The sequence below is a fragment of the Spiribacter aquaticus genome (assembly GCF_007625215.1).
Lineage (GTDB): Bacteria > Pseudomonadota > Gammaproteobacteria > Nitrococcales > Nitrococcaceae > Spiribacter > Spiribacter roseus.
Genome location: NZ_VMKP01000002.1, coordinates 400,482 through 425,346 on the forward strand (window position 1 = coordinate 400,482; position 24,865 = coordinate 425,346).

22 protein-coding genes and 8 tRNA genes are annotated in these 24,865 nt (G+C 66.2%); 5 read left to right on the plus strand and 25 right to left on the minus strand.

The genetic code is table 11. The features are described from left to right. Nucleotides 1-21 precede the first annotated feature (21 nt). The 10 genes from FPL11_RS05305 to FPL11_RS05350 form a co-directional block, all read right to left on the minus strand. Nucleotides 22-98: transfer RNA gene (locus FPL11_RS05305), tRNA-Asp, on the minus strand. Between the two features lie 11 nt (nucleotides 99-109). Continuing rightward, nucleotides 110-185 (minus strand) — tRNA-Val (locus FPL11_RS05310). A 14-nt stretch (nucleotides 186-199) separates the two neighbouring features. Further along, nucleotides 200-472, minus strand: a complete 273-nt coding sequence (locus FPL11_RS05315) for an HU family DNA-binding protein (protein WP_110883137.1) — start codon at nucleotides 470-472, stop codon at nucleotides 200-202. Nucleotides 473-619: 147 nt separating this feature from the next. Next, nucleotides 620-3,037: an endopeptidase La gene (lon, locus tag FPL11_RS05320; protein WP_144347719.1), complete on the minus strand. Its 2,418-nt coding sequence runs from the start codon at nucleotides 3,035-3,037 to the stop codon at nucleotides 620-622. A 36-nt stretch (nucleotides 3,038-3,073) separates the two neighbouring features. After that, nucleotides 3,074-4,357 (minus strand): ATP-dependent Clp protease ATP-binding subunit ClpX, encoded by a 1,284-nt coding sequence (clpX, locus tag FPL11_RS05325; RefSeq protein ID WP_144347720.1) that lies wholly within the window; start codon nucleotides 4,355-4,357, stop codon nucleotides 3,074-3,076. Nucleotides 4,358-4,430: 73 nt separating this feature from the next. Then, the gene (gene clpP / locus FPL11_RS05330; RefSeq protein WP_110883140.1) at nucleotides 4,431-5,066 is read right to left on the minus strand and encodes an ATP-dependent Clp endopeptidase proteolytic subunit ClpP; all 636 of its coding nucleotides are present in this window, start codon (nucleotides 5,064-5,066) and stop codon (nucleotides 4,431-4,433) included. A 2-nt stretch (nucleotides 5,067-5,068) separates the two neighbouring features. After that, the gene (gene tig / locus FPL11_RS05335; RefSeq protein WP_144347721.1) at nucleotides 5,069-6,412 is read right to left on the minus strand and encodes a trigger factor; all 1,344 of its coding nucleotides are present in this window, start codon (nucleotides 6,410-6,412) and stop codon (nucleotides 5,069-5,071) included. Nucleotides 6,413-6,430: 18 nt separating this feature from the next. Beyond that, nucleotides 6,431-6,518: transfer RNA gene (locus tag FPL11_RS05340), tRNA-Leu, on the minus strand. Nucleotides 6,519-6,568: 50 nt separating this feature from the next. Then, nucleotides 6,569-9,223, minus strand: a complete 2,655-nt coding sequence (locus FPL11_RS05345; protein ID WP_144347722.1) for a cation-translocating P-type ATPase — start codon at nucleotides 9,221-9,223, stop codon at nucleotides 6,569-6,571. A 5-nt stretch (nucleotides 9,224-9,228) separates the two neighbouring features. Next, a complete protein-coding gene (locus tag FPL11_RS05350) occupies nucleotides 9,229-9,780 on the minus strand; it encodes a DUF427 domain-containing protein (protein WP_144347723.1) in 552 nt (183 codons plus the stop codon). Between the two features lie 159 nt (nucleotides 9,781-9,939). On the opposite strand from FPL11_RS05350, the gene FPL11_RS05355 reads away from it, so the two are divergent. Next, nucleotides 9,940-10,530 (plus strand): YceI family protein, encoded by a 591-nt coding sequence (locus tag FPL11_RS05355; RefSeq protein WP_186295100.1) that lies wholly within the window; start codon nucleotides 9,940-9,942, stop codon nucleotides 10,528-10,530. On the opposite strand, the gene FPL11_RS05360 is transcribed toward FPL11_RS05355, so the two are convergent. The 4 genes from FPL11_RS05360 to FPL11_RS05375 all read right to left on the minus strand — a co-directional run bounded on the left by FPL11_RS05360 (nucleotide 10,524) and on the right by FPL11_RS05375 (nucleotide 11,469). After that, nucleotides 10,524-11,159 carry a shikimate kinase gene (locus FPL11_RS05360; RefSeq protein ID WP_144347724.1) on the minus strand — a complete coding sequence of 212 codons (636 nt, stop codon included), beginning with the start codon at nucleotides 11,157-11,159 and terminating at the stop codon, nucleotides 10,524-10,526. The genes FPL11_RS05355 and FPL11_RS05360 overlap by 7 nt on opposite strands. A gap of 43 nt (nucleotides 11,160-11,202) precedes the next feature. Then, nucleotides 11,203-11,278 (minus strand) — tRNA-Lys (locus FPL11_RS05365). 11 nt (nucleotides 11,279-11,289) lie between these two features. Continuing rightward, nucleotides 11,290-11,366: transfer RNA gene (locus FPL11_RS05370), tRNA-His, on the minus strand. 26 nt (nucleotides 11,367-11,392) lie between these two features. After that, nucleotides 11,393-11,469, minus strand: a tRNA-Pro gene (locus FPL11_RS05375). Between the two features lie 112 nt (nucleotides 11,470-11,581). Between FPL11_RS05375 and FPL11_RS05380 the strand changes: the two genes are divergently transcribed. After that, nucleotides 11,582-12,706: a DEAD/DEAH box helicase gene (locus FPL11_RS05380; RefSeq protein WP_144347725.1), complete on the plus strand. Its 1,125-nt coding sequence runs from the start codon at nucleotides 11,582-11,584 to the stop codon at nucleotides 12,704-12,706. A gap of 7 nt (nucleotides 12,707-12,713) precedes the next feature. On the opposite strand, the gene FPL11_RS05385 is transcribed toward FPL11_RS05380, so the two are convergent. Beyond that, nucleotides 12,714-12,790: transfer RNA gene (locus FPL11_RS05385), tRNA-Arg, on the minus strand. Nucleotides 12,791-12,906: 116 nt separating this feature from the next. On the opposite strand from FPL11_RS05385, the gene folD reads away from it, so the two are divergent. After that, entirely contained in the window at nucleotides 12,907-13,761 is an 855-nt protein-coding gene (folD, locus tag FPL11_RS05390) for a bifunctional methylenetetrahydrofolate dehydrogenase/methenyltetrahydrofolate cyclohydrolase FolD (RefSeq protein WP_144347726.1), read from the plus strand. Here folD and radA read toward each other — a convergent pair. From radA to rnr, 10 genes are all read right to left on the minus strand, one after another. After that, nucleotides 13,758-15,149, minus strand: a complete 1,392-nt coding sequence (gene radA / locus FPL11_RS05395; RefSeq protein ID WP_144347727.1) for a DNA repair protein RadA — start codon at nucleotides 15,147-15,149, stop codon at nucleotides 13,758-13,760. The genes folD and radA overlap by 4 nt on opposite strands. Further along, nucleotides 15,136-16,230 carry an alanine racemase gene (alr, locus tag FPL11_RS05400; RefSeq protein WP_144347728.1) on the minus strand — a complete coding sequence of 365 codons (1,095 nt, stop codon included), beginning with the start codon at nucleotides 16,228-16,230 and terminating at the stop codon, nucleotides 15,136-15,138. The genes radA and alr overlap by 14 nt, the downstream gene beginning before the upstream one ends. Continuing rightward, complete coding sequence (gene dnaB / locus FPL11_RS05405) at nucleotides 16,227-17,612, minus strand: replicative DNA helicase (RefSeq protein ID WP_144347729.1); 1,386 nt, start codon at nucleotides 17,610-17,612, stop codon at nucleotides 16,227-16,229. The genes alr and dnaB overlap by 4 nt, the downstream gene beginning before the upstream one ends. 16 nt (nucleotides 17,613-17,628) lie before the next feature. After that, a complete protein-coding gene (rplI, locus tag FPL11_RS05410) occupies nucleotides 17,629-18,078 on the minus strand; it encodes a 50S ribosomal protein L9 (protein ID WP_110883150.1) in 450 nt (149 codons plus the stop codon). Between the two features lie 33 nt (nucleotides 18,079-18,111). Further along, on the minus strand, nucleotides 18,112-18,978 hold the full coding sequence (locus FPL11_RS05415; protein ID WP_110883151.1) for a hypothetical protein: 867 nt from the start codon (nucleotides 18,976-18,978) through the stop codon (nucleotides 18,112-18,114). A 27-nt stretch (nucleotides 18,979-19,005) separates the two neighbouring features. Beyond that, nucleotides 19,006-19,230 carry a 30S ribosomal protein S18 gene (gene rpsR, locus FPL11_RS05420; protein WP_110883152.1) on the minus strand — a complete coding sequence of 75 codons (225 nt, stop codon included), beginning with the start codon at nucleotides 19,228-19,230 and terminating at the stop codon, nucleotides 19,006-19,008. Between the two features lie 11 nt (nucleotides 19,231-19,241). Then, on the minus strand, nucleotides 19,242-19,559 hold the full coding sequence (priB, locus tag FPL11_RS05425) for a primosomal replication protein N (protein WP_110883153.1): 318 nt from the start codon (nucleotides 19,557-19,559) through the stop codon (nucleotides 19,242-19,244). Further along, the gene (rpsF, locus tag FPL11_RS05430; RefSeq protein ID WP_144347730.1) at nucleotides 19,556-19,984 is read right to left on the minus strand and encodes a 30S ribosomal protein S6; all 429 of its coding nucleotides are present in this window, start codon (nucleotides 19,982-19,984) and stop codon (nucleotides 19,556-19,558) included. The genes priB and rpsF overlap by 4 nt, the downstream gene beginning before the upstream one ends. 112 nt (nucleotides 19,985-20,096) lie before the next feature. Next, nucleotides 20,097-20,846 carry a 23S rRNA (guanosine(2251)-2'-O)-methyltransferase RlmB gene (rlmB, locus tag FPL11_RS05435; RefSeq protein ID WP_144347731.1) on the minus strand — a complete coding sequence of 250 codons (750 nt, stop codon included), beginning with the start codon at nucleotides 20,844-20,846 and terminating at the stop codon, nucleotides 20,097-20,099. Then, a complete protein-coding gene (rnr, locus tag FPL11_RS05440; RefSeq protein ID WP_144347732.1) occupies nucleotides 20,843-23,188 on the minus strand; it encodes a ribonuclease R in 2,346 nt (781 codons plus the stop codon). Before rnr ends, rlmB begins: the two co-directional genes overlap by 4 nt. A gap of 114 nt (nucleotides 23,189-23,302) precedes the next feature. Here rnr and FPL11_RS05445 point away from each other — a divergent pair. Both FPL11_RS05445 and gad read left to right on the plus strand, forming a co-directional pair. After that, a tRNA-Leu gene (locus FPL11_RS05445) sits at nucleotides 23,303-23,389 on the plus strand. A gap of 93 nt (nucleotides 23,390-23,482) precedes the next feature. Then, nucleotides 23,483-24,862 (plus strand): glutamate decarboxylase, encoded by a 1,380-nt coding sequence (gene gad, locus FPL11_RS05450; protein ID WP_144347733.1) that lies wholly within the window; start codon nucleotides 23,483-23,485, stop codon nucleotides 24,860-24,862. The last annotated feature ends 3 nt before the right edge of the window (nucleotides 24,863-24,865 follow it).

The following is a 24,865-nucleotide window of genomic DNA, read 5'->3' on the forward strand; positions in this document are numbered from 1 at the left end:
CTTCCTGAGGGTGGGATTGTATGGCGGAGCGGACGGGATTCGAACCCGCGACCTCCGGCGTGACAGGCCGGCATTCTAACCTGCTGAACTACCGCTCCGTTTTTCACCTTGGTGGGTGGTGAGGGGTTCGAACCCCCGACATTCGCCTTGTAAGGGCGACGCTCTCCCAACTGAGCTAACCACCCCGATAAAGCGGCGCTTAGTTTACCGCATCCTTGAGTGCCTTGCCAGCCTTGAAGCCGGGCACTTTCGAGGCCGCGATGTTGATGGACTCGCCGGTCCGCGGGTTGCGACCGGTCCGCGCCGCGCGCTCGCGCACGGTGAAGGTCCCGAAGCCGACCAGCGTGACCTGGTCACCCTGATTGAGCGCATCCGTCACGGTGGAGGCAAAGGCATCAACCGCCTTGGTGGCGTCGGCCTTGGACAGGTCGGCCGATTCGGCGACGGCGTCGATGAGTTCAGACTTGTTCATGGATGAATCCCCTTCGAAATTATTCTATCAATGATCGCCCGTTGGTCGGCTGACTCGCATGCTATCGCTACGCCCTCCCAACGACAATCGCATAGCGCCAGATCATTAAGCATTGTGAGGTTGGTCGCTGTCAAACGACAAAGCCTTTCAGTGCGGGCGTTGGCTGGTCGCAGGAGCCTCTTGGCCACTGCCGGTCTCGGCCACCGGCTCACCCGCCCCGGCAAGCGCGACCGGTTGCGAGACCAGCGCGGCGGCCAGCACTTCATCCATCCAGCGCACGGTGCGGATATCCAGCTTCGACTGGATGTCGCGTGGGATATCGGCCAGATCCTTGCGGTTGTCCGCCGGGATCAACACCGTGCGGATCCCCCCGCGCAGCGCCGCCAGGAGCTTTTCCTTGAGCCCGCCGATGGGCAGCACCTCGCCCCGCAGGGTGATCTCGCCGGTCATCGCCACTGCCGCGGACACCGGTATCCCGGTGGCGGCGGAGATCAGTGCCGTGCACATGCCGATGCCCGCACTGGGTCCATCCTTGGGGATGGCGCCCTCGGGGACATGGATATGGATGTCGTGACCGGCGTGGAAGTCGGCGGGAATGCCGAGTGACGCCGAGCGGCTGCGCATCACGGTCTGCGCCGCGTGAATCGACTCCTTCATGACATCGCCCAGCTGACCGGTGTTCTGTAACCGGCCCTTGCCCGGCACCACGGCACTCTCGATGGTGAGCAGCTCGCCGCCGACCTCGGTCCAGGCCAGCCCGGTGACCCGACCCACCTGATCGCTGGTCTCGGCGACGCCATAGCGATGGCGCCGCACGCCCAGATACTTATCGAGGTTCTGCGTGTTGACCTGGACCGCCTTGTCGCGCGGCTTGATCAGCACCTCCTTGACCACCCGCCGGGCGATCTTGGCCACCTCGCGCTCGAAGTTGCGGACACCGGCCTCGCGCGTGTAATAGCGGGCGATGTCGCGCAGCGCGTTGTCGCTGACTTCCAGTTCGCCGGGCTTGAGGCCGTTGGCCTTGATCTGCTTGGGCAGCAGGTAGTGCCGGGCGATGTTGACCTTCTCCTCCTCGGTATAACCGGACAGGCGGATGACCTCCATGCGATCGAGCAGCGGCCCGGGAATATCCAGCGTGTTCGCCGTACACACGAACATGACGTCGGAGAGGTCGAAGTCCACTTCCAGATAGTGATCGTTGAAGGTGGCGTTCTGCTCGGGGTCGAGCACCTCGAGCAGTGCCGAGGCCGGATCGCCCCGAAAATCCATCGCCATCTTGTCGACTTCGTCGAGCAGGAACAGCGGATTGCGCTTGCCCACCTTGGTGAGCTTCTGGACGATCTTACCCGGCAGCGAGCCGATGTAGGTCCGCCGATGACCGCGGATCTCGGCCTCGTCACGGACACCGCCCAGCGACATACGCACAAAGCGGCGGTTGATCGAGCGCGCGATGGACTCGCCCAGCGAGGTCTTGCCGACACCCGGTGGCCCCACCAGGCACAGGATGGGGCCTTTGAGTTTGCGCACCCGCTGCTGGACGGCCAGATACTCGAGAATCCGTTCCTTGACCTTCTCAAGCCCGTAGTGGTCCGCATCGAGAATCGCTTCGGCCCGGCCCAGGTCGTGGCGCACGCGGGTGCGCTTTTTCCAGGGCAGCGCCACCATCCACTCGAGGTAGCTGCGCACCACCGTCGCCTCGGCGGACATGGGCGACATCATCCTGAGCTTGTTGAGCTCCTGATCCGCTTTCTCGCGCGCCTCGCTGGACATGCCCGCGGCCTCGATCTTCTGCTCGAGATCCTCCACCTCGTTGGGGGCGTCGTCCATCTCGCCGAGCTCTTTCTGAATGGCCTTCATCTGCTCATTCAGGTAGTACTCGCGCTGCGACTTCTCCATCTGCTGCTTGACGCGGCCACGGATGCGCTTTTCGACCTGCAGCACGTCCAGCTCGCCCTCGATCAGCCCCATCAGGTGCTCAAGCCGTCGGGCCGGGTTCTCCATTTCGAGGATGGCCTGCTTTTCGTCGATCTTCAGGCTCATGTGCGCGGCGATGGTGTCGGCAAGCCGTCCCGGGGCTTCAATACCCTGCAGCGAGGACAGCACCTCGGGCGGGACCTTCTTGTTGAGCTTGACGTACTGCTCGAACAGCGACATCAGCGAGCGGATCATGACCTCGACTTCGTCGTTGCCCTCCACCGACTCATCCGGCAGCGATACGGCGCTGGCGGCGAAATGGCCGTGCGCGTCGTCAAGATCGGCGACCTGGGCACGCTCGACCCCCTCCACCAGCACTTTGACGGTGCCATCGGGGAGCTTGAGCATCTGCAGGATATTGGCGATGGTGCCCACGGTGTAGAGATGACCCGCCGCCGGGTCGTCCACCTCGGCGCTGTGCTGGGCGACCAGCAGTATCCGCTTGTCCTCGGTCATCGCCCGCTCGAGGGCCTCGATGGACTTCTCCCGACCGACGAACAGCGGAATGACCATGTGCGGGTAGACGACGACATCGCGCAGCGGCAGCACCGCCATGGCGGTGCCGCTCGCCGGCGTCAGTTCCTGAGTCATAGGAATCCTCTTGGGGCCGGGCTGCCCGGCCGCGGGTCAGTCCGACGCCGCGGCAGGCTGCTGCTCCGAGCCATCATAGATCAGATAGGGGGCCGTCTCGCCGCGGATGACCGCGTCATCCACCACGACCTTGCTGACATTCTCGAGCGAGGGGAGCTCGTACATGGTATCCAGCAGGACATGCTCGACCAGGGTCCGCAGTCCCCGCGCCCCGGTGTTGCGGGCGATGGCCTTGCGTGCGACTTCGTAGAGCGCCTCGTCGCGGAACTCGAGTTCGACGTTTTCCATCTCGAAGAGGCGATGGAACTGCTTGACCAGCGCGTTCTTGGGCTCACGGAGGATCTGCACCAGCGCATCCTCATCGAGCTCGTTGAGCGTGGCCACCACGGGCAGCCGTCCCACAAACTCGGGGATCAGCCCGTAGCGCATCAGATCCTCGGGCTCGACATCCCGAAGCGTCTCGCCCACGGCCTTCTGCTGCGAGGCGTCCTTGATTTCGGCGGAAAAGCCGATGCCGCCCTTCTCGGAGCGCTGCTCGATGACCTTCTCCAGCCCGGCGAACGCACCACCACAGATGAACAGGATATTGCTGGTGTCGACCTGCAGGAACTCCTGCTGCGGGTGCTTGCGCCCGCCCTGGGGCGGCACCGACGCGGTGGTGCCCTCGATGAGCTTGAGCAGCGCCTGCTGGACACCTTCGCCCGAGACATCACGGGTGATCGAGGGGTTGTCCGCCTTGCGCGAGACCTTGTCGATCTCGTCGATGTAGACAATGCCGCGCTGCGCCTTCTCAACGTCGTAATCACACCGCTGCAGAAGCTTCTGAATGATGTTCTCGACGTCCTCGCCGACGTACCCCGCCTCGGTCAGCGTGGTGGCATCGGCAATGGTGAAGGGCACGTCCAGCAGACGGGCCAGCGTCTCGGCGAGCAGCGTCTTACCCGAACCGGTGGGGCCGATGAGCAGGATGTTGCTCTTGTTGAGCTCGACGACATCGCGGCCCTGGGGCGCCTGCATGCGCTTGTAGTGATTGTAGACCGCCACTGACAGGACCTTTTTGGCGTGGTCCTGCCCGATGACGTGTCCGTCAAGCTCGGCGTTGATCTCATGGGGCTTGGGCAGGCTCGCGCTCTTCTCGGCGCTCGCCTCCTCCATTTCCTCGCGGATGATGTCGTTGCAGAGCTCGACACACTCATCGCAGACAAACACAGAGGGCCCCGCAATGAGCTTGCGTACCTCGTGCTGGCTCTTGCCGCAGAATGAGCAGTGGAGCGGCTTGCCGTTGTCGTCGCCGCGACCGCCATCATTTTTGTCAGTCATGGGCTACCTTTGTGCATGCCAGAAACAGTCAATTTCGACGATGCCCGCTTTTCCACGGGCACGCAAGGCGCCGCTACTCGAGCGGCAGCTTGCTGCGATCGGTCAGGACCTGGTCCACCAGGCCATAGTCGCGCGCCGCCTCGGGATCCATGAAGTTGTCACGCTCGGTATCCTGGGCGATCGTCTCGATGGGCTGACCGGTGTGATGGGCCAGAATGCCGTTGAGACGCTCGCGGGTGTTGAGGATCTCACGGGCATGGATGTCGATATCCGTTGCCTGACCCTGGAAGCCGCCCAGCGGCTGATGGATCATCACCCGCGAGTTGGGCAGCGCGAAGCGCTTGCCCGCCGCACCCGCCGCCAGCAGCAGCGAGCCCATGCTGGCCGCCTGGCCAATGCACACGGTGCTGATGTCGGGCTTGATGAACTGCATGGTGTCGTAGATCGCGAGCCCCGCGGTGACCATGCCACCGGGGCTGTTGATGTAGAAGTGGATATCCTTATCGGGGTTTTCCGACTCCAGGAACAGCAGCTGGGCGATCAGCAGATTGGCCTGATGATCCTCCACCGGCCCCACCAGGAATATCACCCGCTCCTTGAGCAGCCGCGAATAGATATCAAATGCACGCTCGCCACGTGCCGTCTGCTCGACCACCATCGGCACAAGGCCGGTGGCCATCGGGCCGTTATCGGGGCGCTCTTCGCTCATGTTCACTCTGACTCCTGACCGTTTTTGGTCTCGGTGCTGTCTTCATCCTCGACGCCACTGGTAAGCGCGTCGAGACTCATCGGTTTTTCCACGACACTGGCCCGCTCGAGCACCCAGTCGACCACCTGATCCTCCATCACCTGGAGCTGCAGGCTCTGCATGGCCTCCTGGTTCTGCAGGTAGTGCTGCATGACCTGCTGCGGCTGTTCGTAGCCGGCGGCGATCCGCTGCAGCGCCGACTGCATACGCTCGGGATCGATCTCGATGCTGTTCGCCCGGACCACTTCGTTGACCAGCAGCCCCAGCTTGACCCGCCGCTGGGCCTCTTCTTCGAAACGATCCGCCGGCAGATCGGGATCGTCTCCCGCGGCGCCGGCCTGACGCATCTGCTCGAGCGTCTGCTCACGGACCTGCTCGATCTCCTGATCCACCAGCGTGCGTGGCAGCGTCACCTCGTGGCGTTCGACCAGCGCACTCATCACCTGGTTCTTGATCCGACTACGAACCGCCTGGTCGCGTTCCCGTTCGAGGCTCTCGGCGATGCGCGTGCGCAGTGCCTCGACGCCGCCTTCAATGCCCAGGGTCTCGGCAAAGGCCTCGTCCGCTTCCGGCAGCTCCGGGGCCTCGACCTTTTTCATGGTCACGGCGAACTCAGCCTCACGCCCGGCGATCGTGGTATCCGGAAAGCCATCGGGGAAGGTATAGCGGATGGTCTTCTGATCACCGGCCTGCATGCCGGTCAGCGCCTCTTCGAAGGGGCCGGGCATCTGCCCGTCGCCCAAGGTGACTTCAACGTCTTCGCCCTGGTTGCCCTCGAACTCCTCGCCATCGACCCGGCCGTCGAAATCGATGGTCACGCGATCACCCTCCGCGGCCGCGCGCTCGACCTCGGTGTACTCGGCGTGCTGACGCCGCAGCCGGTCGAGGATGCGATCCACGTCGGCCGCCTCGATATCCACCGCCGGGCGCTCAAGCTCAATGGACTCGATACCCTCGACCTCGATATCGGGGATCACCTCGAAGCGCGCTTCGTACTCCAGATCCTTACCGGGCTCCACCGTCAGCGGCTGGATATCGGGCGTGCCGGCGGGCCGGAGCGACTCCTGCTCGAGCGCCTCGGAATAAGTGGTCCGCACCACTTCGTCGAGCACCTCGCTGCGCACCTGCGGCCCATAGCGCTTTTCCACGACTTTCATGGGCACCTTGCCGGGCCGGAACCCCTGCAGGCGGACCTGGCCACGCATCTCGCGCAGCTTTTCATCGACCTTGCCGTCCACCTGTTCGGAGGGCACCTGGACCTTCAACGTACGCTGCAGGCCGTCGCCCGACTCCACCGATACTTGCATTACCTACCTCTGGATTTTTGGTGCGAAAGGCGAGACTCGAACTCGCACGGGGGGATGCCCCACTGGGACCTAAACCCAGCGCGTCTACCAGTTCCGCCACTTTCGCGCAGTAAAACGTCATCACGCAGTATACCGGCATGCCGCATCCGGCAAAAGCTAACCCCGATGGACGCGCCCGTCCTGCGCCGGGCGGCGCCGCTGCCAGGCCTTATGGCCCTCGACCACCGCCACCACCGGCAGACTGACAAGCACCGCGACCAGCCAGTCCCGCAGACCCAGCGCGCGGGTGTCGAACAGCAGCTGCAGGGGCGGCGCATAGGTGAACAGCAGCTGGGCGAGCACGATCACGGCGATTGCGCCCAGCACGTAGCGGTTTCCCAGCAGCCCGCCGCGATTGAGGGTGCCGGCATGCAGGCGGCGGGCCGAGAACAGGTACCAGACCTCGAACAGCACCAGGGTATTGATGGTCAGCGTGCGCACCTCGGCCAGATCGCGCCCCGCGGCCTGCTCACTGAGGAACACCGCCAGCGTTCCGCCCAGCATCACCAAGGCCACCAGGCCCAGCCGCATGCCCATGCCCGGGGGGATCAGCGCCGCATCGACGGGGCGTGGCGGTCGCTCCATGACCGCCGCCTCGGCGGGCTCGAAGGCCAGCGCCAGCGCCAGTGTCACCGCGGTGATCATGTTCACCCAGAGGATCTGGACCGGCGTCACCGGCAGGACCAGGCCCGCCATCACGGCCACCACCAGCAGCAGGGCCTGGGCGGCATTGGTGGGCAGGATGAACAGGATCGACTTGACGATATTGTCGTAGACGACGCGCCCTTCGTGGACGGCCGCCTCGATGGTCGCGAAGTTGTCGTCGGCGAGGACGATCTCCGAGGACTCGCGGGCGGCATCGGTGCCCCCCCGCCCCATGGACACGCCGACATCCGCGCGCTTCAGCGCCGGGGCATCATTGACGCCGTCGCCGGTCATCGCCACCACCTGCCCATCGGCCTGCAGGGCCTCCACCAGGCGCAGTTTGTGAGCCGGTGACACCCGCGCGAACACCGAACGCCCGGCGGCGGTGCGCTGGAACTCATCGTCGTCCATGGCCTCGAGAGCGTCGCCGGTCACCCCGCGGTTTTCGTCTCCCAGCCCCAGCTGACGGCCGATCGCCGCGGCGGTCACCGCGTGGTCGCCGGTGATCATCTTAATGCGGATGCCCGCCCGCTGGGCCGCCGCCACCGCATCGATCGCCTCGCGCCGGGGCGGGTCGATGATGCCGACCAGGCCGATCAGTACGAACGAACCGGGGCCCGCCTCCTGGTGCAGGTCCACCGCCGCGTCATCTCCGCGCTGCTCCGCCACCGCCAGCAGGCGCAGCCCGCGGCCGGCCAGCTCCTCGGCGCGACCATGCCACGCCGCCTCATCCAGTGCCGCGGTACCGGCGCCGGTGAGCACCCGGTCGCAGCGCGGCACGATGGCTTCCGGCGCGCCCTTGACCACCAGCCGCCGGGCCTCGCCCTCACCATGTTGCGTGGCCATGTAGCGATGCCCGGCATCAAACGGAATGCTGTCGACCCGCGGGTGCTGCGACCGCCAGGCCTCGACATCGACATCACTGGCCGCCGCCAGATGCAGCAGCGCAACCTCCATGGGATCGCCACTGACCTGCGTCTCGCCGGTGCTGTCCGGCGTAATGGTCGCATCGCTGCAGAGCGCGACCGCCTCGGCCAGCACCCGGGCGGTGTCCCCGTGTGGCGGGTCGTGCTGCGGATCGACGGTCTGCAGCCCATCGGCCAGCAGCAACGCCTGGACGGTCATTTCGTTGCGCGTGAGCGTGCCGGTCTTATCCGAGCAGATCACCGTGACCGCGCCCAGCGATTCCACCGCCGGCAGACGTCGCACAATGGCATTGCGGCTCGCCAGCCGGCGCACCCCGAGAGCGAGGGTGATGGTGACGATCGCGGGCAGGCCCTCCGGGATCGCGGCCACCGCCAGGCCGACCGCCGCCATGAACATCGCCACCGGCGAGAACCCGTGCAACAGCACCCCGGCCACGGCGGTCGCCGCCCCGGCCGCGACGATGATCACCGCCAGCTGGCGTCCCAGCTGATCAAGATGACGCAGCAGCGGCGTGGTCAGTGTCTCGACCCGCGAGAGCATTTCGGTGACCTGACCGAGCTCGGTCCGGTCCCCGGTCTCCACCACGAGACCTTCGCCCTCGCCGGCGGTCACCAGCGTGCCGGCGAACGCCATCGAGCGCCGGTCCCCCAGACTGGCCCCGGCTTCGACCGGCTCGTGGGTCTTGTCCACGGGCACCGACTCGCCGGTCAGTGCCGACTCGTCGACGGCGAGGCCGCTCGTGCGGATCAGGCGCACATCGGCGCTGACCTTGGCGCCGGGTTCAAGGATCAGCACATCCCCGGGCACCACCCGGGCGGCATCCACCGTCTGGCGCCGGCCGTCGCGCCGCACCGTGGCTTCCGGGGCCAGCATGCCGCGGATCGCGGCCATGGCGCTTTCGGCCTTGCCCTCCTGGATGTAGCCGATCACCGCGTTGATCAGCACCACCGCCAAGATGACCCCGGAGTCGATCCAATGCCCCAGCGCCGCGGTGATGACCGCGGCCACCAGCAACAGATAGATCAGCAGGTTGCGGAACTGGCTGATCAGGCGCTGGAACGCGCTGCGGCGCGCCGGGGGACGTTGGCGGTTGGCGCCGTAGCGCTCGAGCCGCTGGGCCACCTCGGATTCATCGAGCCCGCCGCGGTCGGTGTCGAGCTGGTCGACGGTGGTCTCGACGCTGCGTGCGTGCCAGTCCATTGGCGCTACCAGTGACCGGTGCCGGCCTCACCCTTCCACGGGCCGACCAGCTCATCGGTCACCCAGCCGCCGTAGTAGCGGCCTGACTGGGCCTTGACCGGCTCATCGCCGACGTAACAGGTGAGTTGCTCCGGATACAGCGAGTACCAGCCGGCAATGGACTCCGCCCCCGGCAGGGGGACCGGATAGCGCCAGACGGCCGCCTCGGCCACCGCCGTGGGCGTGACCACGTCAAAGTACTCCGCCTCGCCCTTCCATTCGCAGAAGGTGCGCTGTGATGACGGCCGCAGCCAGCGGGACTCCATCGCCTCGGGCGGCAGGTAGAAGGCCGGCGGACTACCGGTCTCCTTGACGCGGATGGCGTGATCGCTGCGGGCCACCGGGTGATCGTCCAGGCTGACGCTGACCCCACGCGGGTCCGGTTCGTAGGCCGGCGGGCGGGGATAGTCCCAGACCGACTCCTGCCCGGGCCCGGGCGCAACCGCAAAATGCGGCCGATCACCCCCTTTGTAGCGCCAGGCCTCGCGGCGCGCGCTGATGTCCGTGGGATCCGTCATGGTGCCCTCCTCATCCAAATCGCCTTTGGTGCATTGCAACACGGGACCGAAGATTGTGCCAGTCGCTCCGGGCGTGACGCGGGTCCTGAAGGGCTCGATGCAGACAGGGGCTTCGCGTACCGTGGACCATTGTTCATTCACCTATCAGGAGACACCCCGATGGTCGACCATCGCATCACCCGCCCCGTGCTGGGCAGTCTGATCCTTGCCGGGGCATGGCTGAGCGCCCCGGCCATGGCGGCGGACTATGTCATTGACACCGAAGGCGCCCATGCCTCCATCAACTTCCGCATCAGCCACCTCGGCTACAGCTGGCTGACGGGACGGTTCAACGACTTCAGTGGCCAGTTCAGCTACGACGCCGACAACCCCGAGGCGGCGAGCATCTCGGTGGATATTGATCCGGCCAGCGTTGATTCCAATCACGCCGAACGCGATGAGCATCTGCGCAGCGACGACTTTCTGGCGGTCGAGTCCCATCCGGAGGCCGGTTTCGTCAGCACCGACTACATCCCCCACGGCGACGGCACGGCCACGCTCGAGGGCGAGTTCACGCTGCGCGGTGTGACCCGACCGATCAGTATTGATGTGGAGAAGATCGGCGAAGGCGAGGATCCATGGGGCGGCTATCGCGCGGGCTTCACCGGCGAGACCTCGTTCCAGCTCGCCGACTATGGCATCGACTACAATCTGGGCCCGGCCAGCGAGACCGTCTACATCCAGCTCGAGGTCGAGGGCATCCGTCAGTAGGTGATCAGCATGTCGCCGGGGTCGATCCACCCCAGCGACAGGCCGACGGTGTAGAAGCTGGTCACCGAAAACTCATGGACCGTGGAGTCGGTATGGGCGACGGTGATCGCCCCGCAGACCTGCCGACAGGCGGCCTTGGTGACCTCCTGGAGCAGCGCGAAATCGCGGAAATAGGCCTTCAGGGGCGGCTGCCCCTGCGCCCTGCGCCGGGCGTTCTTGGTGGCAATGGCCTCGTCCACCGCCGCTTCCAGGCGGGTGATGGCCCCGGGGCTGGCGGCTTCCAGACAGGCTTCAAGCTGCGAATAGCGGAACTCGGTGATCACCCCCTGCCGATCGGCATCGCGGGCGTGGTAGGGGGCAATCGCCTCATCGAGGCAGACCAGTCCACGATCCAGTGACAGCCGCTCTGCGACCCGTGGCGTGATCGCCGCAATGCCCCGCGCCTCGCGCGGATCGCCCTGGGTGATCAACAAGGGGGTCCGGGGATCGGGCCGGGACTGCCAGTGCAGCTGCAGGCGCTCGCCAAGCCGCTCGGCCACGGCGGCCGGGTCACGGTCGTCGCGCCCGCCGGCGCCTTCAATCACGACCGGGTGATAGCGGCTGAGGCGGCTCAGCGGATCGCCGGACAAGGCATTGCTCCGTGAATGAGGTTGCCGGGTGGTCGGGATCGGATGGTGGGCCGTGAAGGACTCGAACCTTCAACCAACTGATTAAGAGTCAGCTGCTCTACCAATTGAGCTAACGGCCCATCGAAAAAGGTGGGGTGAGCGATGGGACTTGAACCCACGACCACCGGAGCCACAATCCGGAGCTCTACCTAACTGAGCTACGCCCACCACCGATTGTTTTCCTGCGGTATGGCTGGTCGGGGTGGAGGGATTTGAACCCCCGACATCCTGCTCCCAAAGCAGGCGCGCTACCAGGCTGCGCTACACCCCGCTTCGTCCGCAGGATTCCCGCCGCATTCGTCAGGAATCCCGAAATAATACTGAGCCCCCTACTGGCGGTCAATGCGCGTATAGTGGTGGCGATCACAAGGAGTAACCATTCGATGACATTTGATGATTTCGGTCTCCAGACCGAACTGCTCGACGCCGTGAAGGCATCGGGCTACACCACCCCGACGTCCATTCAAGAGCAGGCCATCCCCCAGGTCCTTGACGGCAAAGACCTCCTCGGCGCCGCCCAGACCGGCACCGGCAAGACCGCCGCCTTCACCCTGCCGCTGCTCCAGCGGCTTGCCGCGGTCGAGCCCCAAGGCAAGCGCCGCCCCGTGCGGCTGCTCATCATTGCCCCCACCCGCGAGCTGGCGGCCCAGATCCATGACAGTGTCAAGCAGTACGGCCGCAATCTGCCGCTGCGCTCGGCTGTCATATTCGGCGGCGTTGGCATGCAGCCCCAGATCGATCGTCTGCGCAAGGGGGTCGATATTGTCATCGCCACCCCGGGACGCCTGCTCGATCACCTCCAGCGCGACAACCTGCGCCTCGACCGCGTCGAGAGCGTGGTACTGGATGAAGCCGACCGCATGCTCGACATGGGCTTCATCCACGACATCCGCAAGGTCATGAAAAAGCTGCCCACCGAGCGGCAGACGCTGATGTTCTCGGCCACTTTCTCCCGCGAGATCCGCCAGCTTGCCGGGGGCATGCTGAAAAACCCTGTCGAAATCGACGTCGCCCCCAAGCACAGTGCTGCCGATACGGTGGAGCAGTCGGTCTATCGCCTGGACAAGGCTGAGAAGCGGCCGCTGCTAAGCCGCCTGATCCGCGAAGGCGACTGGCAGCAGGTGCTGGTGTTCACCCGCACCAAGCACGGCGCCAACAACCTGAGCAAACAGCTCGACAAGGATGGACTGAGTACCGCCGCGATTCATGGCAATAAGAGCCAGACGGCGCGCACCAAGGCGCTGGACGGCTTTAAAAAGGGGCACGTGCGGGTTCTGGTGGCCACCGACATCGCCGCCCGCGGGCTCGACATCGACCAGCTGCCCCATGTGGTCAATTTTGACCTACCGCATGTGGCCGAGGACTACGTCCATCGCATTGGTCGCACCGGTCGTGCCGGCAATTCCGGTGAGGCGATTTCGCTGGTGGCGCCGGATGAGGGCAAACTGCTGAAAGGCATCGAGCGCCTGCTCAAACGCTCCCTGCGGCGCGCCGACGCCGCCGCCTGATAGAGACTGGCGCGCCCGGCAGGGCTTGAACCTGCAACCCTCGGCTTAGAAGGCCGATGCTCTATCCGATTGAGCTACGGGCGCATGGGGCGGGATTGTACAACCATTCCCGCTCCAGATCATGTCAATGGCTGGATCCGCCCGGGCTCGGGCGGTAAAGTCCGCGCAGCGTCGAATCCACACCGGTGAGGAGCCCGCCCATGGCCGCCCGAATCATCGACGGCAAGGCGATTGCCGCCGACATCCGTGAGCAGATCCAGACCGCGGTCAGCGAGCGTCGCGAACACGGTCAATCCACACCCGGCCTGGCCGTTGTGCTGGTGGGTGACAATGCCGCCTCATCGGTCTATGTGCGCATGAAGCGCCGCGACTGCGAGCAGGTGGGCTTCGTCTCGCAGGATTACGATCTGCCCGCCACCACGACCCAGGCCGAGCTCATGGCGCTGATCGATGAGCTCAATGCCAATCCCGCCACCCATGGCATCCTCGTACAGCTGCCGCTGCCCGAATCCATTGATGCCCAGGCGGTCATCGAGCGCATCGATCCCGCCAAGGATGTGGATGGCTTTCACCCGCAGAACGTCGGCCGGCTGGTCCTGCGCCTCCCGGGGCTTCGCTCGTGCACGCCACACGGCGTCATGACCCTGCTGCAGCACACCGACGTCGACCCGGTCGGGGCCCACGCGGTGGTGGTCGGACAGTCGAATATCGTCGGACGGCCCATGGCGCTCGAGCTGCTGAATGCCCGCTGCACCGTCACGGTCTGCCATAGCCGCACCCGGGATCTACGCGACCAGGTGGCCCAGGCCGACATCCTGGTCGCCGCGGTGGGGCGGACAGGCTTTATCCCCGGGGAGTGGATCAAGCCCGGTGCCACGGTGATCGACGTGGGCATCAACCGCCAGCCAGACGGGCGTCTGTTGGGGGACGTGGCGCCGGAGACGGCCATGGCCCGCGCGGCATGGATGACACCGGTACCGGGCGGCGTGGGACCACTGACCCGCGCGACGCTGCTGGAGAATACCCTGGCGGCCACCCGCCAGCTCGACGGCTAATCCGCCTCGCGGATCCAGTCGAGGGCGGCGTCGAGCCGCTCGACGCCGATGACTTCAAGCCCGTCCGGGGCCTCGCCCCGCGCCGGCGCGTTCTTGGCCGGCACCAGGGCGCGCCGGAAACCGTGCCGGGCCGCTTCCGCGAGCCGGTCCGGGCCGTTCGGCACCGGCCGGATCTCGCCGGCCAGACCCACCTCACCAAATATCACCCAGTCCTGGGGGATCGGGCGATCACGCAGGCTTGAGATCACAGCCAGCAGCGCCGGCAGGTCGCTGGCCGTTTCGGCGATGCGCACCCCGCCGACGACATTGACGAAGACGTCCTCGCCGGCGGTGCTCACCCCGGCGTGACGCTGCAGCACCGCCAGCAGCATGCCCATGCGATTGCCGTCCATGCCCACAGCCAGCCGCCGCGGATTGGACAGCGGGCTTTCCGCCACCAGTGCCTGGAGTTCAAGCAGCAGCGGCCGGGTGCCCTCACGGGTGACCAGAATGGCACTGCCGGGCACCGGCTGTTCGTGGCGTGACAGGAAGATCGCGGAGGGGTTTTTCACCTCCTTGAGGCCGGTCTCGAGCATGGCGAACACCCCCAGCTCGTTGGCCGCGCCGAAGCGGTTCTTGACCGCACGCAGCAGTCGATAGCGACTGCCGGAGTCGCTCTCGAAGTAGAGCACCGTGTCGACCATGTGCTCCAGCACCCGTGGCCCGGCGAGCTGGCCTTCCTTGGTGACATGGCCGACCAGGAACAGCACCGTCCCGGTCTGCTTGGCAAACTGCACCAGCTGAGCGGCCGCCTCGCGCACCTGCGCAACGCCCCCCGGGGCCGAGCCCAGGGCATCGCTGTGAATGGTCTGAATGGAATCGACGACGAGCACCTCGGGGCGCTCGCGGGCAGCCAGCTCGATGATGGTCTCGACCCGGGTCTCGGCCAGCAGCTTGAGTCCGGCATCCCCCACGCCCAGCCGCTCGGCGCGCAGGCCGACCTGCTGGAGCGACTCCTCGCCGGTGACATACAGCGCCCCATGGCGGCTGGCCACTCGGGCCACCACCTCGAGCAGAAGGGTCGACTTGCCAATGCCCGGATCACCGCCCAGCAGGATGACGCCGCCGGCCACCAAACCGCCGCCCAGCACCCGATCAAACTCCCCGACCCCGGCTGAAAACCGTGTCTCGCGATCGCGCGGGACTTCGGCCAGTGTGCGGATGCCACTGTCGCCCGCATACTGCGCCCGCCCCTGGATGGATCCGCGGGTGCCGGCGGCCGGCGTCGGCGCGCGCTGCTCTTCGAGGGTGTTCCACTGACCGCACTCCGGGCACTGGCCGGCCCACTGGGGGGATACCGCCGCGCAGGCGGTGCAGATGTAGCGGGTCTTGGTACTACCCTTGGCCATGCTCGTCTCCACGCCGGTACACCCGTTCAACACGCGGCGTCAGCCGGCAGAACAGCTCATAACTGATGGTCCCGCAGGCCGTCGCCACCGTGGTGGCCAGCGGCGCCTCCCCCCACAGGACCACGCGGTCGCCCACCGCCGCCATCGGCGCATTGCGCAGATCCACCGCGATCATGTCCATGGAGACCTTGCCGATCAGCGGGCAGGGGCGGCCGGCCACCTGAACCGGGGTACCATCCGGCGCATGCCGCGGGTAACCGTCGCCATAGCCGATGGAGGCCACCCCCACCGGCATTGATTCGGGGCAGACAAAACGACTCCCATAGCCCACGCCATGCCCCGCCGGCAGCCATTTGACCGAGATCAGCGCGGCCTCGAGGCGCATGACCGGCTGCAGTGGCGGATGCCCATCGGCGTCGATCAGCGGCGATGCGCCATAGAGCATGATGCCGGGACGGATCCAGTCGGCGAACGGCTCGAGCCCGCGCAGGGTCGCCGCGGAATTGGGCAATGTCACCGGACGGGCGTCATTCACCACCTCGCCGAAACGCTGCATCTGCGTGGCCGTGCCCGCATGGTCGGGGGTGTCCGCGTGGGCCAGATGCGTCATCCAGCGCACTGATCCCACAGTGTCCAGTGCCAGGAGTTGCTCCAGCGCCGATGCGGCATCTTCCGGCAGAAACCCGAGCCGCCCCATGCCGGTGTCCACCTTGAGCCAGCAGTCGATGGGCGTCGTAATATCCGCCTCGGCCAGCGCCTGGATCTGCCAGGGCTGATGGATGACGGCGTCCAGCCGGCGCGCTGAGAGCACCGGGATCTCGCCGGCATCGAAAAATCCTTCCAGCAGGATGATGCGGTGCATCAGCCCGGCCGTGCGCAGCGGCAGCGCCTCCTCGAGGCAGCTTACCGCGTAGCCATCAGTGAGTGCCGCCAGCTCGTGGGCCACCGGCAGCAGACCATGACCATAAGCATCGGCCTTGAGCACCGCCATGACATTGGCGGTGGGTATCTGTGCGCGAGCCACACCCAGATTGTGTCGCAGGGCGTCGAGCCGAATCGTTGCCCGGGCCGTGCGACTCACTGCCAGCCACCGCCTCCGTAGCCGGCATCGGCGATGAAGTTCTCAAAGCGCGTGTACTGTCCCAGAAACGTCAGCCGGACGTTGCCGATGGGCCCGTTGCGCTGCTTGCCGATGATGATCTCGGCCGTCCCCGCGTCGGGGCTTTCCTCGTTGTAGACCTCATCGCGGTAGATGAACACGATGACGTCGGCATCCTGCTCGATCGCTCCCGATTCACGTAGATCCGACATGATCGGGCGCTTGTTGGGACGCTGCTCGAGACTACGGTTGAGCTGCGAGAGCACCATGACCGGAACGCCCAGCTCCTTGGCCATGCCCTTGAGGGCCCGGGAGATCTGGGAGATTTCGGCGGCGCGGTTCTCCTTGAATCCCGGCAGCTGCATAAGCTGCAGATAGTCCACCAGCACCAGGCCCAGGCCGTGTTCGCGCTTCAGGCGCCGACAGCGGGCCCGCATTTCGGTGGGGGTCAGGCCCGGCGTGTCGTCAATGAACAGGTTCGCCTGCGAGAGCAGGTTCATGGTGCTGGTCAGTCGTGGCCAGTCATCGTCATTGAGCCGGCCGGATCGGATCTTCTGCAGCTCGACCCGCCCCAGGGACGAGAGCATGCGCATGGCGAGCGCGTCGGCGGGCATCTCCATGCTGAACACCGCCGTTGGCGGGCCGCTCTGCAGCGCCGCCGCCTCGGCGATGTTCATGGCAAAAGTAGTCTTGCCCATGGAGGGCCGCCCGGCGACGATCACCAGATCGCCGTCCTGCAGGCCCGAGGTCATGCGGTCGAGGTCGGTGAACCCGGTCGGCAGGCCGGTGACGTCACTGTCCTGGTGATAGAGCGTGTCGATGCGGTCGACTACATCCGGCAGCACATCGCGGACGCCGACAAAACCGCGCCGGTTGCGCCCGGACTGTTCGGCGATCTGAAAGATCTGCCGCTCGGCGTTGTCGAGCAGATCAGCGGAGTTCTGGCCCTCGGGGTTGAACCCGGCATTGGCCACTTCGGTGCCCGCTTCGATGAGCTGGCGCAGCACCGACTGCTCGCGCACGATGTCGGCATAGGCGCGGATGTTGGCGGCACTGGGCGTGTCCCGCGCCAGCAGGCCCAGATAACCAAGCCCGCCCGCGCTCTCGAGGAGGTCGTTGGACTTGAGCCACTCCGAGAGCGTGACGGCGTCCATGGGCTGGCCGGATTCCGCCAGACCGTCCAGGGCGCGGAAGATCAGGCGATGATCGCGACGGTAGAAGTCCGCCTCGCTGACGCGATCGGCGATCTGATCCCAGGCATTGTTATCGAGCATGAGTCCGCCAAGCACCGCCTGCTCCGCCTCGATGGAGTGCGGTGGCACCTTGAGTGCCTCGGCGCTGACGGCATTGCCGGACTCAACCATCCCGGGTGCGGGTCCTTCAGGCGTCGCCGCTGACGTTCACATAGGCCGTGGCATTGACGTCGGCATGCAGATGAACCTCGACGCTGTACTCACCCACGGCGCGGATCGGGCCATCGGGCATGCGCACTTCGTGGCGGCCGACCTCGACGCCGGCGGCGGTCAGGGCCTCGGCGATGTCCTGCGGGCCGATCGAGCCGAACAGCTTGCCCTCTTCGCCGACATTGGCGGCGATGGTGACGGGCTGGGCGTTGACCTGCTCGGCACGCTGGCGTGCCGCGGCCAGCTCTTCGGCGGCCTTGCGCTCAAGCTCGGCGCGCTGGGCCTCGAAATAGGCCACGTTCTCGGCCGTCGCAGGCCGGGCCTTGCCCTGCGGGATGAGATAGTTCCGACCATACCCGGCGCGGACGCGGACCGTGTCACCCAGCCCCCCCAGGTTGGCCACTTTTTCCATCAGAATGACTTCCATTTTTCGTACCCCGACTTCAAGTCTGTTCGTTTGTCAGCTCTCGGGCGCAAGCCGCGCCCGAAAATTCATGATTGGATCGGCCAGGCCGATCAGTACCGCCGGTCGCAGCAGCAGCGGCAGGACCAGGTAGAACCCGACCAGCCAACCGGTGTGCCAACCGCGGCGGGCGACAATCGCATGCGCCACCGCCACCGCCTGCAGGATGAACACCGCGCCCAGAATGGTGCCCAGGTCCGCCAGCAGCCCCGGCGCGTTGAACGCCCCGGCCAGTACCGCCGCCGCGGCCAGCGCGGCAAACCAGCGGCTCAGGTGCAGGTCATGAAACTCGCTGCGAAATCCTCCGGGATTGTACAGCATCGCCTGCCACCAACGACCCAGCAGCAGACACAGCAGCGCCACGCCGAGGACGTTCGTCACCCACAGACCGGTCAGTCGCGGCGCGAGCTGCTCCACCGTCCGATCCCAGCCCTCACCGGGCGGCGCGGCGAGCAGCTGTTGCGAGAGCACCTCGAGGACCTGGCGCCAGAACACCGACGGATCCCCGTAGAGCCCGTAAAACGCCACGACGGCACCCGCCGCCACCAGCGCACCGGCCTGGATGGCGGTCGCCAGCGATACCCGGACCCGCAGGACCTGGGCCATGCCCATGACCGGCAGCCAGATCAGCGCCAGCGGCTGGAGCACCGCCAGCGGTGTCCCCAGCATCACCGCGTAGATGGGCACCAGCGCCGCGGTGGCCCCCGCCAGGATGAGACCGCCCTCGGCCAGCCCCCGGCGCAGCGTAATCAATGCGAGCAGCCCGGCACTCAGCCAGAACAGCAGCGGCATCAGCGCGCCGAGCGCGACCATGCCCACCGCGGCAAGGCGGCTGCGCATGGCGAACTCGAGCAGGGCACGCATCAGCGGGGGCCGGGCGCGGTCACGCGCTCAGTGGCTGTCCGTGTACGGCAGCAGCGCCAGATAGCGGGCACGCTTGACCGCGGTGGACAGCTGACGCTGATACTTGGCGCGGGTGCCGGTGATCCGGCTGGGCACGATCTTGCCAGTCTCAGTGATGTACTGGCGCAGCGTGTTCAGGTCCTTGTAGTCAATTTCCTTCACCCCTTCAGCGGTGAAGCGGCAATACTTACGGCGACGGAAAAAACGGGCCATGTCTGAATCCTCTATTCGGTCGGGGTCATCCGCTCGAGGCGGCTGACGCTGATGATGATCGGGTCGGTATCGGGCGTGCGCTGACGGGAGCGGCGCATGTAACCACTGACGCGGACCGGGCTGCCGGCGGGCAGCTCATTGAGCTGCTCCGCCAGCGGCGTGCCGGCGGCGCTGACCCCCACCCGGAATCGGATGGGGCGCGAGGCGCCGGCCTCGGTCTGCTGCGATTCATGCTCGATCAGCCCGCGGGCGATCGGGACGCCGGCCGGCGAATGACGAAGCCCCGCGGCCTCGACCAGCCAACCGGTCAGCTCGACGTGATTGCTCACGCGCCGGTGTCGGTGTCCGCCTCGTCGGCGGTATCACGCTCGCCGCCATCGGTGTCGGCGTCGGCGTCATCACGCTCGCGCCGCGGGGGCCGCTCACGCTCTTCCTCCTGTCCCTTGGCAAGGGGCGACGGGTCGGTCACCGCCTCGCTGCGCGCCAGAACCATGTTCCGGATGACGGCGTCGTTGAAGCGGAACATCGATTCCAGCTCTTCGATATCCGAGGGCTCGCACTCGATGTTCATCAGAACGTAGTGCGCCTTGATGAGCTTGTTGATCGGGTAGGCAAGCTGGCGCCGCCCCCAGTCTTCAAGCCGGTGGATACTGCCGCCGTTGCCCTCGATGAGCCCGCGATAGCGCTCGATCATGGCAGGGACCTGGTCACTCTGGTCGGGATGGACCAGAAAGACGATTTCATAGTGCCGCATTGTGGCTCCTTTCGGTTGATCCGGCCTGTGCCGGGAAAGCCGCCCGCCATAACGGGCAGCAAGGAGAAATCAGCGTCGGCTGATTAATCCATCAGTATAGTCGAGCGGGGTGTCAGGATAAAGCGCTGCGCTGCCGGACCGCCTCGAACAGCACGACGCCCGTGGCGACGGAGACATTCAGGCTCTCCACGCGGCCGGCCATCGGAATGGCCACGAGGGCATCACAATGCTCGCGGGTGAGCCGCCGCAGCCCGGTACCCTCGGCGCCCATGACCACCGCGACCGCCCCGCCCAGGTCACTGTCATGCAGGCCGATGGCCCCCGTATCGGCCAGACCGAACAGCCAGATCCCCCGATCACGCAGATCCCGCAGGCAGCGCACCAGGTTGGTGACCTGATACAGCGGCACCGCCTCCGCGGCCCCGGCAGCCACGCGGTGGACCACCGGCGTCAGGCCGGCGGCGCGGTCGCGGGGCGTAATCACCGCATCCACACCCGCCGCATCGGCGCTGCGCAGACAGGCGCCCAGATTATGGGGATCCTGCACCTGATCGAGGACCAGGATCAGCGGCTCGTGCGAGAGCCCGTCCAGATGCTGCGCCAGATCGCCCTCATCCAGCGGCGGCCGGCCCTGCCAGGCGACGATGACACCCTGGTGATTGAAATCCGGCAGCTTCTCATCAAGGGCGCGCGGGTGGCTGACATGCACCGGGCACTCCAGCGCCTCGAGCTGCCGGCGCAGCTTCTGGTGGCGGCCGTCACGACGGCGGCTGTCCAGCCATACCTCGCGCACCCGTGACGGGTCGTAGCGCAGGGCCGCCTGCACTGAGTGGAGGCCGCCGATCAGCGTTGTCTGGCTCATCCGCGCCGGCGGCGGTTGCGCGACTCCGAGCGACGGCCGTTGCGGGACTTGCCCCCCGACTTATCCCGATGCTTGCCCTTGTCCCTGCCCTTGCCGTTGCCTTTCGACCGGCTGCCGGCGCTGTCACCCAGCGGCTCGCCATCAGGTCCCAGGGGATGGGCAATGGGGTCGAAGTCGATCTTGCCGTCGTCGACGTTCACCTGGGCCAGCCGGACCCGGATGCGGTCGGTGAGCCGGTACTCCTTGCCGGTGCGCTCGCCCACCAGGCGATGGCCGATGGCGTCGAAGTGGAAGAAGTCCTGCTCGAGGTTGGTGATATGAATGAGCCCGTCGACGTACAGGCCATCCAGCTCGACGAACAGCCCGAACGAGGTCACGCCGCTGATCACACCGGTGAACTCCTCGCCAATGCGGCTCGCCATGAACCGGCACTTGAGGGTCATCAACGCCTCGCGGGTGGCTTCCTCGGCGCGGCGGTCGGTCATTGAGCAGTGCTCGCCCACGGTCACCAACTGGTCTTCGGTGTACTCGAACGCCTCGATCGGCTGCTTGGACAGCACGTGCTTGATGCCGCGATGAACGATCAGGTCGGGATAGCGACGGATCGGCGAAGTGAAATGCGCGTAGGCATCCAGCGCCAGTCCGAAATGGCCGGCGTTGTCCGGGCGATACTCCGCCGCCATCATCGAGCGCAGCATGATCGACTCGATGAAGTGGCGGTCGGGGCGCTGCTTGACGGTTTCCATCAACGCCGAGAAGTCCTGGGCGGTGGGCTCGTCGCCACCCCCCAGGGTGAGACCGGTCTGGGCCAGGAACTCGCGCAGATTCTTCAGGCGCTGCTCCGCCGGCGGCTCATGCACCCGGTACAGCGACGGGATGCGATGCCGGCGCAGGAAGCGTGCGGTGGCGACATTCGCCTTGACCATGCACTCCTCGATCAGGCGATGGGCATTGGTCCGCTCGGCGGGATGAACGTCGGCCACCTGGCCCTGATGATCAAACTCGATCACCGACTCGCTGGTATTGAAATCGATGGCGCCGCGCTTCTGGCGATCGATCCGCAGCGCATCGAACACCGCGTAGAGATCGCCGATGTGCTTGAGCAGCGGCTCGTGCTCACGCAGCAGCGAAGGGTCGCGCTCGTTATGGATCGCGTCCACGTCCTCGTAAGTCAGGCGCGCCGCCGACTTCATCAGCCCCTCATAGAACCGCGAGCGCTTGAGCTGACCCTCGCGGTCGATCTGCATTTCGCAGACCATGCACAGCCGGTCGACGCCGGGATTGAGCGAACACAGTCCGTTGGACAGGTTCTCCGGCAGCATGGGCACGACATTGCGCGGGAAATAGCAGGAATTGCCGCGCTCGGCCGCCTCCGTGTCCAGCGCTGAGCCGGGCGTGACGTAGGCGCCCACATCGGCGATCGCCACGATCAGTTTCCAGCCGCTGGCGGTGGGCTCGCAGTAGACCGCGTCGTCAAAGTCACGCGCATCGGCACCGTCGATGGTCACCAGCGGGAGCTGGCGCAGATCCTTGCGCCCCGCCTTGCTCGACTCGGGCACCTCGTCGCCAAAGCCGGCGGCTTCGGCCAGCACCTCGTCGGGCCATTCCACCGGTATGCCGTGGGTGCGCGCCGCCACCGCCACCTCGTCGCCCGGGGCGATGCGGGTACCGAACACCTCGATGATGCGGCCGATGGGCTGACGGCGCTGCGAGGGCTGACTGACCACTTCGGCGGTCACCAGCTCGCCGTTGGCAGCGCCATTGGCGTCCGCGCCGGGGATGATCAGATCCTGATGCAGGCGCTTGTTGTTGGGGACCACAAAGCCGATCCCGCTTTCCTCGTAATAACGCCCGGCGATTTCCTGATTGGCATGCTCGATGATCTCGACCAGTTCGCCGGTGGGCCGGCCATCGTCATCGTCGCCGGTCAGTCGTACCACCACCCGGTCGCGGTTGAGCAGCCGGTGCATCTCGCGGGGGGCGAGATAGACATTGGGCCCCGGACGGTCGGGATGGACGACCCCCGAGCCGTCCGGCGATGAGCGGATGCGCCCGCGGACCAGCTCCTGGTTATCGACCACCACATAGCCGTTGCGGCGGTTACGCACCAGCTGGCCGTCACGCTCCATGGCCTTGAGGCGCCGCCGCAGGCCCTCGAGGGCATCCTCGTCGGTCAGCCCGAACAGTTCGGCCAGGTCCTTGCGGGACAGGGGGCGGGCCTGGGCCTCGAGTTGCTGGGTGATGTATTCCCGGCTGGGAACCGGGGATTCGTACTTGCCTTTCTCGCGATCGAGATACGGATCGCGGGAGGGATCCGCGCTTTCGGTGTCTTTTTCTGTCATGGCCGGCAGGATACGGCATGCGCGTCCCGGTGCCTACGCGGATGCTCGATTTCGTTGACAGATCCGGGGCCCGTCGGTACTCTTCGCTGCGTTGTTGAGGACGGCCTCATCAATGCCGAGGTGGCGGAATTGGTAGACGCGCTAGCTTCAGGTGCTAGTGGGGGAGACCCCGTGGAGGTTCAAGTCCTCTCCTCGGCACCACATCTGACTTCGACCCGCATTTGAATCCCTCCCCTGCCTGATCAATACTTGCTCATTGAATGCTTGACGATTCAATGGAAAGGAATTGATTCCATGTCAGACCGTGCCGACCGCTCCGATGACGAGCTCTATGCCTCGCACACACTCGCCATGGGGCTCGAGAAATCGCGATTCCCTGAGGCCACCGCCGATCCCCGCGCCGTCAGCTCCGCGATCCGCGACGAGCTGCTGCTGGACGGCAACTCGAGACAGAACCTCGCCACCTTCTGCCAGACCTGGGAAGAACCCGAGGTCCACGCCCTCATGGACGTGTGCATCGACAAGAACATGGTCGACAAGGACGAATATCCCCAGACCGCGGAGATCGAGGCCCGCTGCGTGCGGATGCTCGCCGAACTCTGGCATGCCCCGGACGGGCCGGCCACCGGCTGTTCAACGACCGGCTCGAGTGAGGCCGCCATGCTCGGTGGCCTGGCGATGAAACGCCGCTGGGAAGCCGGGCGGAAGGCGAAGGGACTGAGTACCGAGCGGCCCAACCTCGTCACCGGTCCGGTGCAGGTGTGCTGGCACAAGTTCGCCCGCTACTGGGACATCGAGCTTCGCGAAGTCCCCATGGCGCCCGGCCGCCGGCTCCTCACCGCCGAGGAGGTGCGCCGGCACTGCGACGAAAACACCATCGGCGTGGTCCCGACGCTGGGGGTCACCTTCACCGGCGAGTTCGAACCGGTGAAGGCGATCAGCGATGCGCTCGACGAGCTCGAGCGCGACACCGGGCTGAATATTCCGATTCATGTCGACGGCGCCAGTGGCGGCTTCCTCGCCCCCTTCTGCGCGCCGGATCTGGTCTGGGACTTTTCCCTCCCGCGGGTGCGCTCGATCAATGCCTCGGGCCATAAATTCGGTCTCGCCCCCCTCGGCGTCGGCTGGGTACTGTGGCGCGAGCAGAGCGACCTGCCGGAGAACATGATCTTCTGGGTGAACTACCTGGGCGGCGACATGAAGGACATCGCGCTCAACTTCTCCCGCCCCGGCGGTCAGATCGTGTGTCAGTACTACAACTTCGTGCGTCTGGGCCGCGAGGGCTACGCGCGGGTGCATGGCGCCTGTTACGACACCGCGGCCTATCTCGCCGGCGAGATTGCGGCAATGGGCCCCTTCGAGATCATCTACGACGGCGATCGATCGCGCGGCATCCCGGCCGTTTCCTGGAAACTCAGGGACGGGACGGATCCGGGGTTCACGCTGTTCGATCTGGCCGACCGGCTGCGGGCACGCGGCTGGCAGGTGCCGGCCTACACGCTGCCACCGGCCTGCGATGATCAGCCGATCCAGCGCATTCTGGTGCGTAATGGCGTGAGCCGCGATCTCTGCGAGCTGCTGGTTGCCGACATGAAGTCCGCCCTCGCCCACCTGGAGGCGCATCCGGCGCAGGTGCCGCTCGGCGAGGCCGAGGCCTCGGGGTTTCACCACTAGGGG

What these genes read in the sequence shown, in the direction of transcription:
- FPL11_RS05315 (WP_110883137.1), bottom strand. Translation starts at nt 472, where the DNA reads ATGAACAAGTCTGAACTCATCGACGCCGTCGCCGAATCGGCCGACCTG.
- lon (WP_144347719.1), bottom strand. Translation starts at nt 3,037, where the DNA reads ATGACTCAGGAACTGACGCCGGCGAGCGGCACCGCCATGGCGGTGCTG.
- clpX (WP_144347720.1), bottom strand. Translation starts at nt 4,357, where the DNA reads ATGACTGACAAAAATGATGGCGGTCGCGGCGACGACAACGGCAAGCCG.
- clpP (WP_110883140.1), bottom strand. Translation starts at nt 5,066, where the DNA reads ATGAGCGAAGAGCGCCCCGATAACGGCCCGATGGCCACCGGCCTTGTG.
- tig (WP_144347721.1), bottom strand. Translation starts at nt 6,412, where the DNA reads ATGCAAGTATCGGTGGAGTCGGGCGACGGCCTGCAGCGTACGTTGAAG.
- FPL11_RS05345 (WP_144347722.1), bottom strand. Translation starts at nt 9,223, where the DNA reads ATGGACTGGCACGCACGCAGCGTCGAGACCACCGTCGACCAGCTCGAC.
- FPL11_RS05350 (WP_144347723.1), bottom strand. Translation starts at nt 9,780, where the DNA reads ATGACGGATCCCACGGACATCAGCGCGCGCCGCGAGGCCTGGCGCTAC.
- FPL11_RS05355 (WP_186295100.1), top strand. Translation starts at nt 9,940, where the DNA reads ATGGTCGACCATCGCATCACCCGCCCCGTGCTGGGCAGTCTGATCCTT.
- FPL11_RS05380 (WP_144347725.1), top strand. Translation starts at nt 11,582, where the DNA reads ATGACATTTGATGATTTCGGTCTCCAGACCGAACTGCTCGACGCCGTG.
- folD (WP_144347726.1), top strand. Translation starts at nt 12,907, where the DNA reads ATGGCCGCCCGAATCATCGACGGCAAGGCGATTGCCGCCGACATCCGT.
- radA (WP_144347727.1), bottom strand. Translation starts at nt 15,149, where the DNA reads ATGGCCAAGGGTAGTACCAAGACCCGCTACATCTGCACCGCCTGCGCG.
- dnaB (WP_144347729.1), bottom strand. Translation starts at nt 17,612, where the DNA reads ATGGTTGAGTCCGGCAATGCCGTCAGCGCCGAGGCACTCAAGGTGCCA.
- rplI (WP_110883150.1), bottom strand. Translation starts at nt 18,078, where the DNA reads ATGGAAGTCATTCTGATGGAAAAAGTGGCCAACCTGGGGGGGCTGGGT.
- FPL11_RS05415 (WP_110883151.1), bottom strand. Translation starts at nt 18,978, where the DNA reads ATGCGTGCCCTGCTCGAGTTCGCCATGCGCAGCCGCCTTGCCGCGGTG.
- rpsR (WP_110883152.1), bottom strand. Translation starts at nt 19,230, where the DNA reads ATGGCCCGTTTTTTCCGTCGCCGTAAGTATTGCCGCTTCACCGCTGAA.
- rpsF (WP_144347730.1), bottom strand. Translation starts at nt 19,984, where the DNA reads ATGCGGCACTATGAAATCGTCTTTCTGGTCCATCCCGACCAGAGTGAC.
- rlmB (WP_144347731.1), bottom strand. Translation starts at nt 20,846, where the DNA reads ATGAGCCAGACAACGCTGATCGGCGGCCTCCACTCAGTGCAGGCGGCC.
- rnr (WP_144347732.1), bottom strand. Translation starts at nt 23,188, where the DNA reads ATGACAGAAAAAGACACCGAAAGCGCGGATCCCTCCCGCGATCCGTAT.
- gad (WP_144347733.1), top strand. Translation starts at nt 23,483, where the DNA reads ATGTCAGACCGTGCCGACCGCTCCGATGACGAGCTCTATGCCTCGCAC.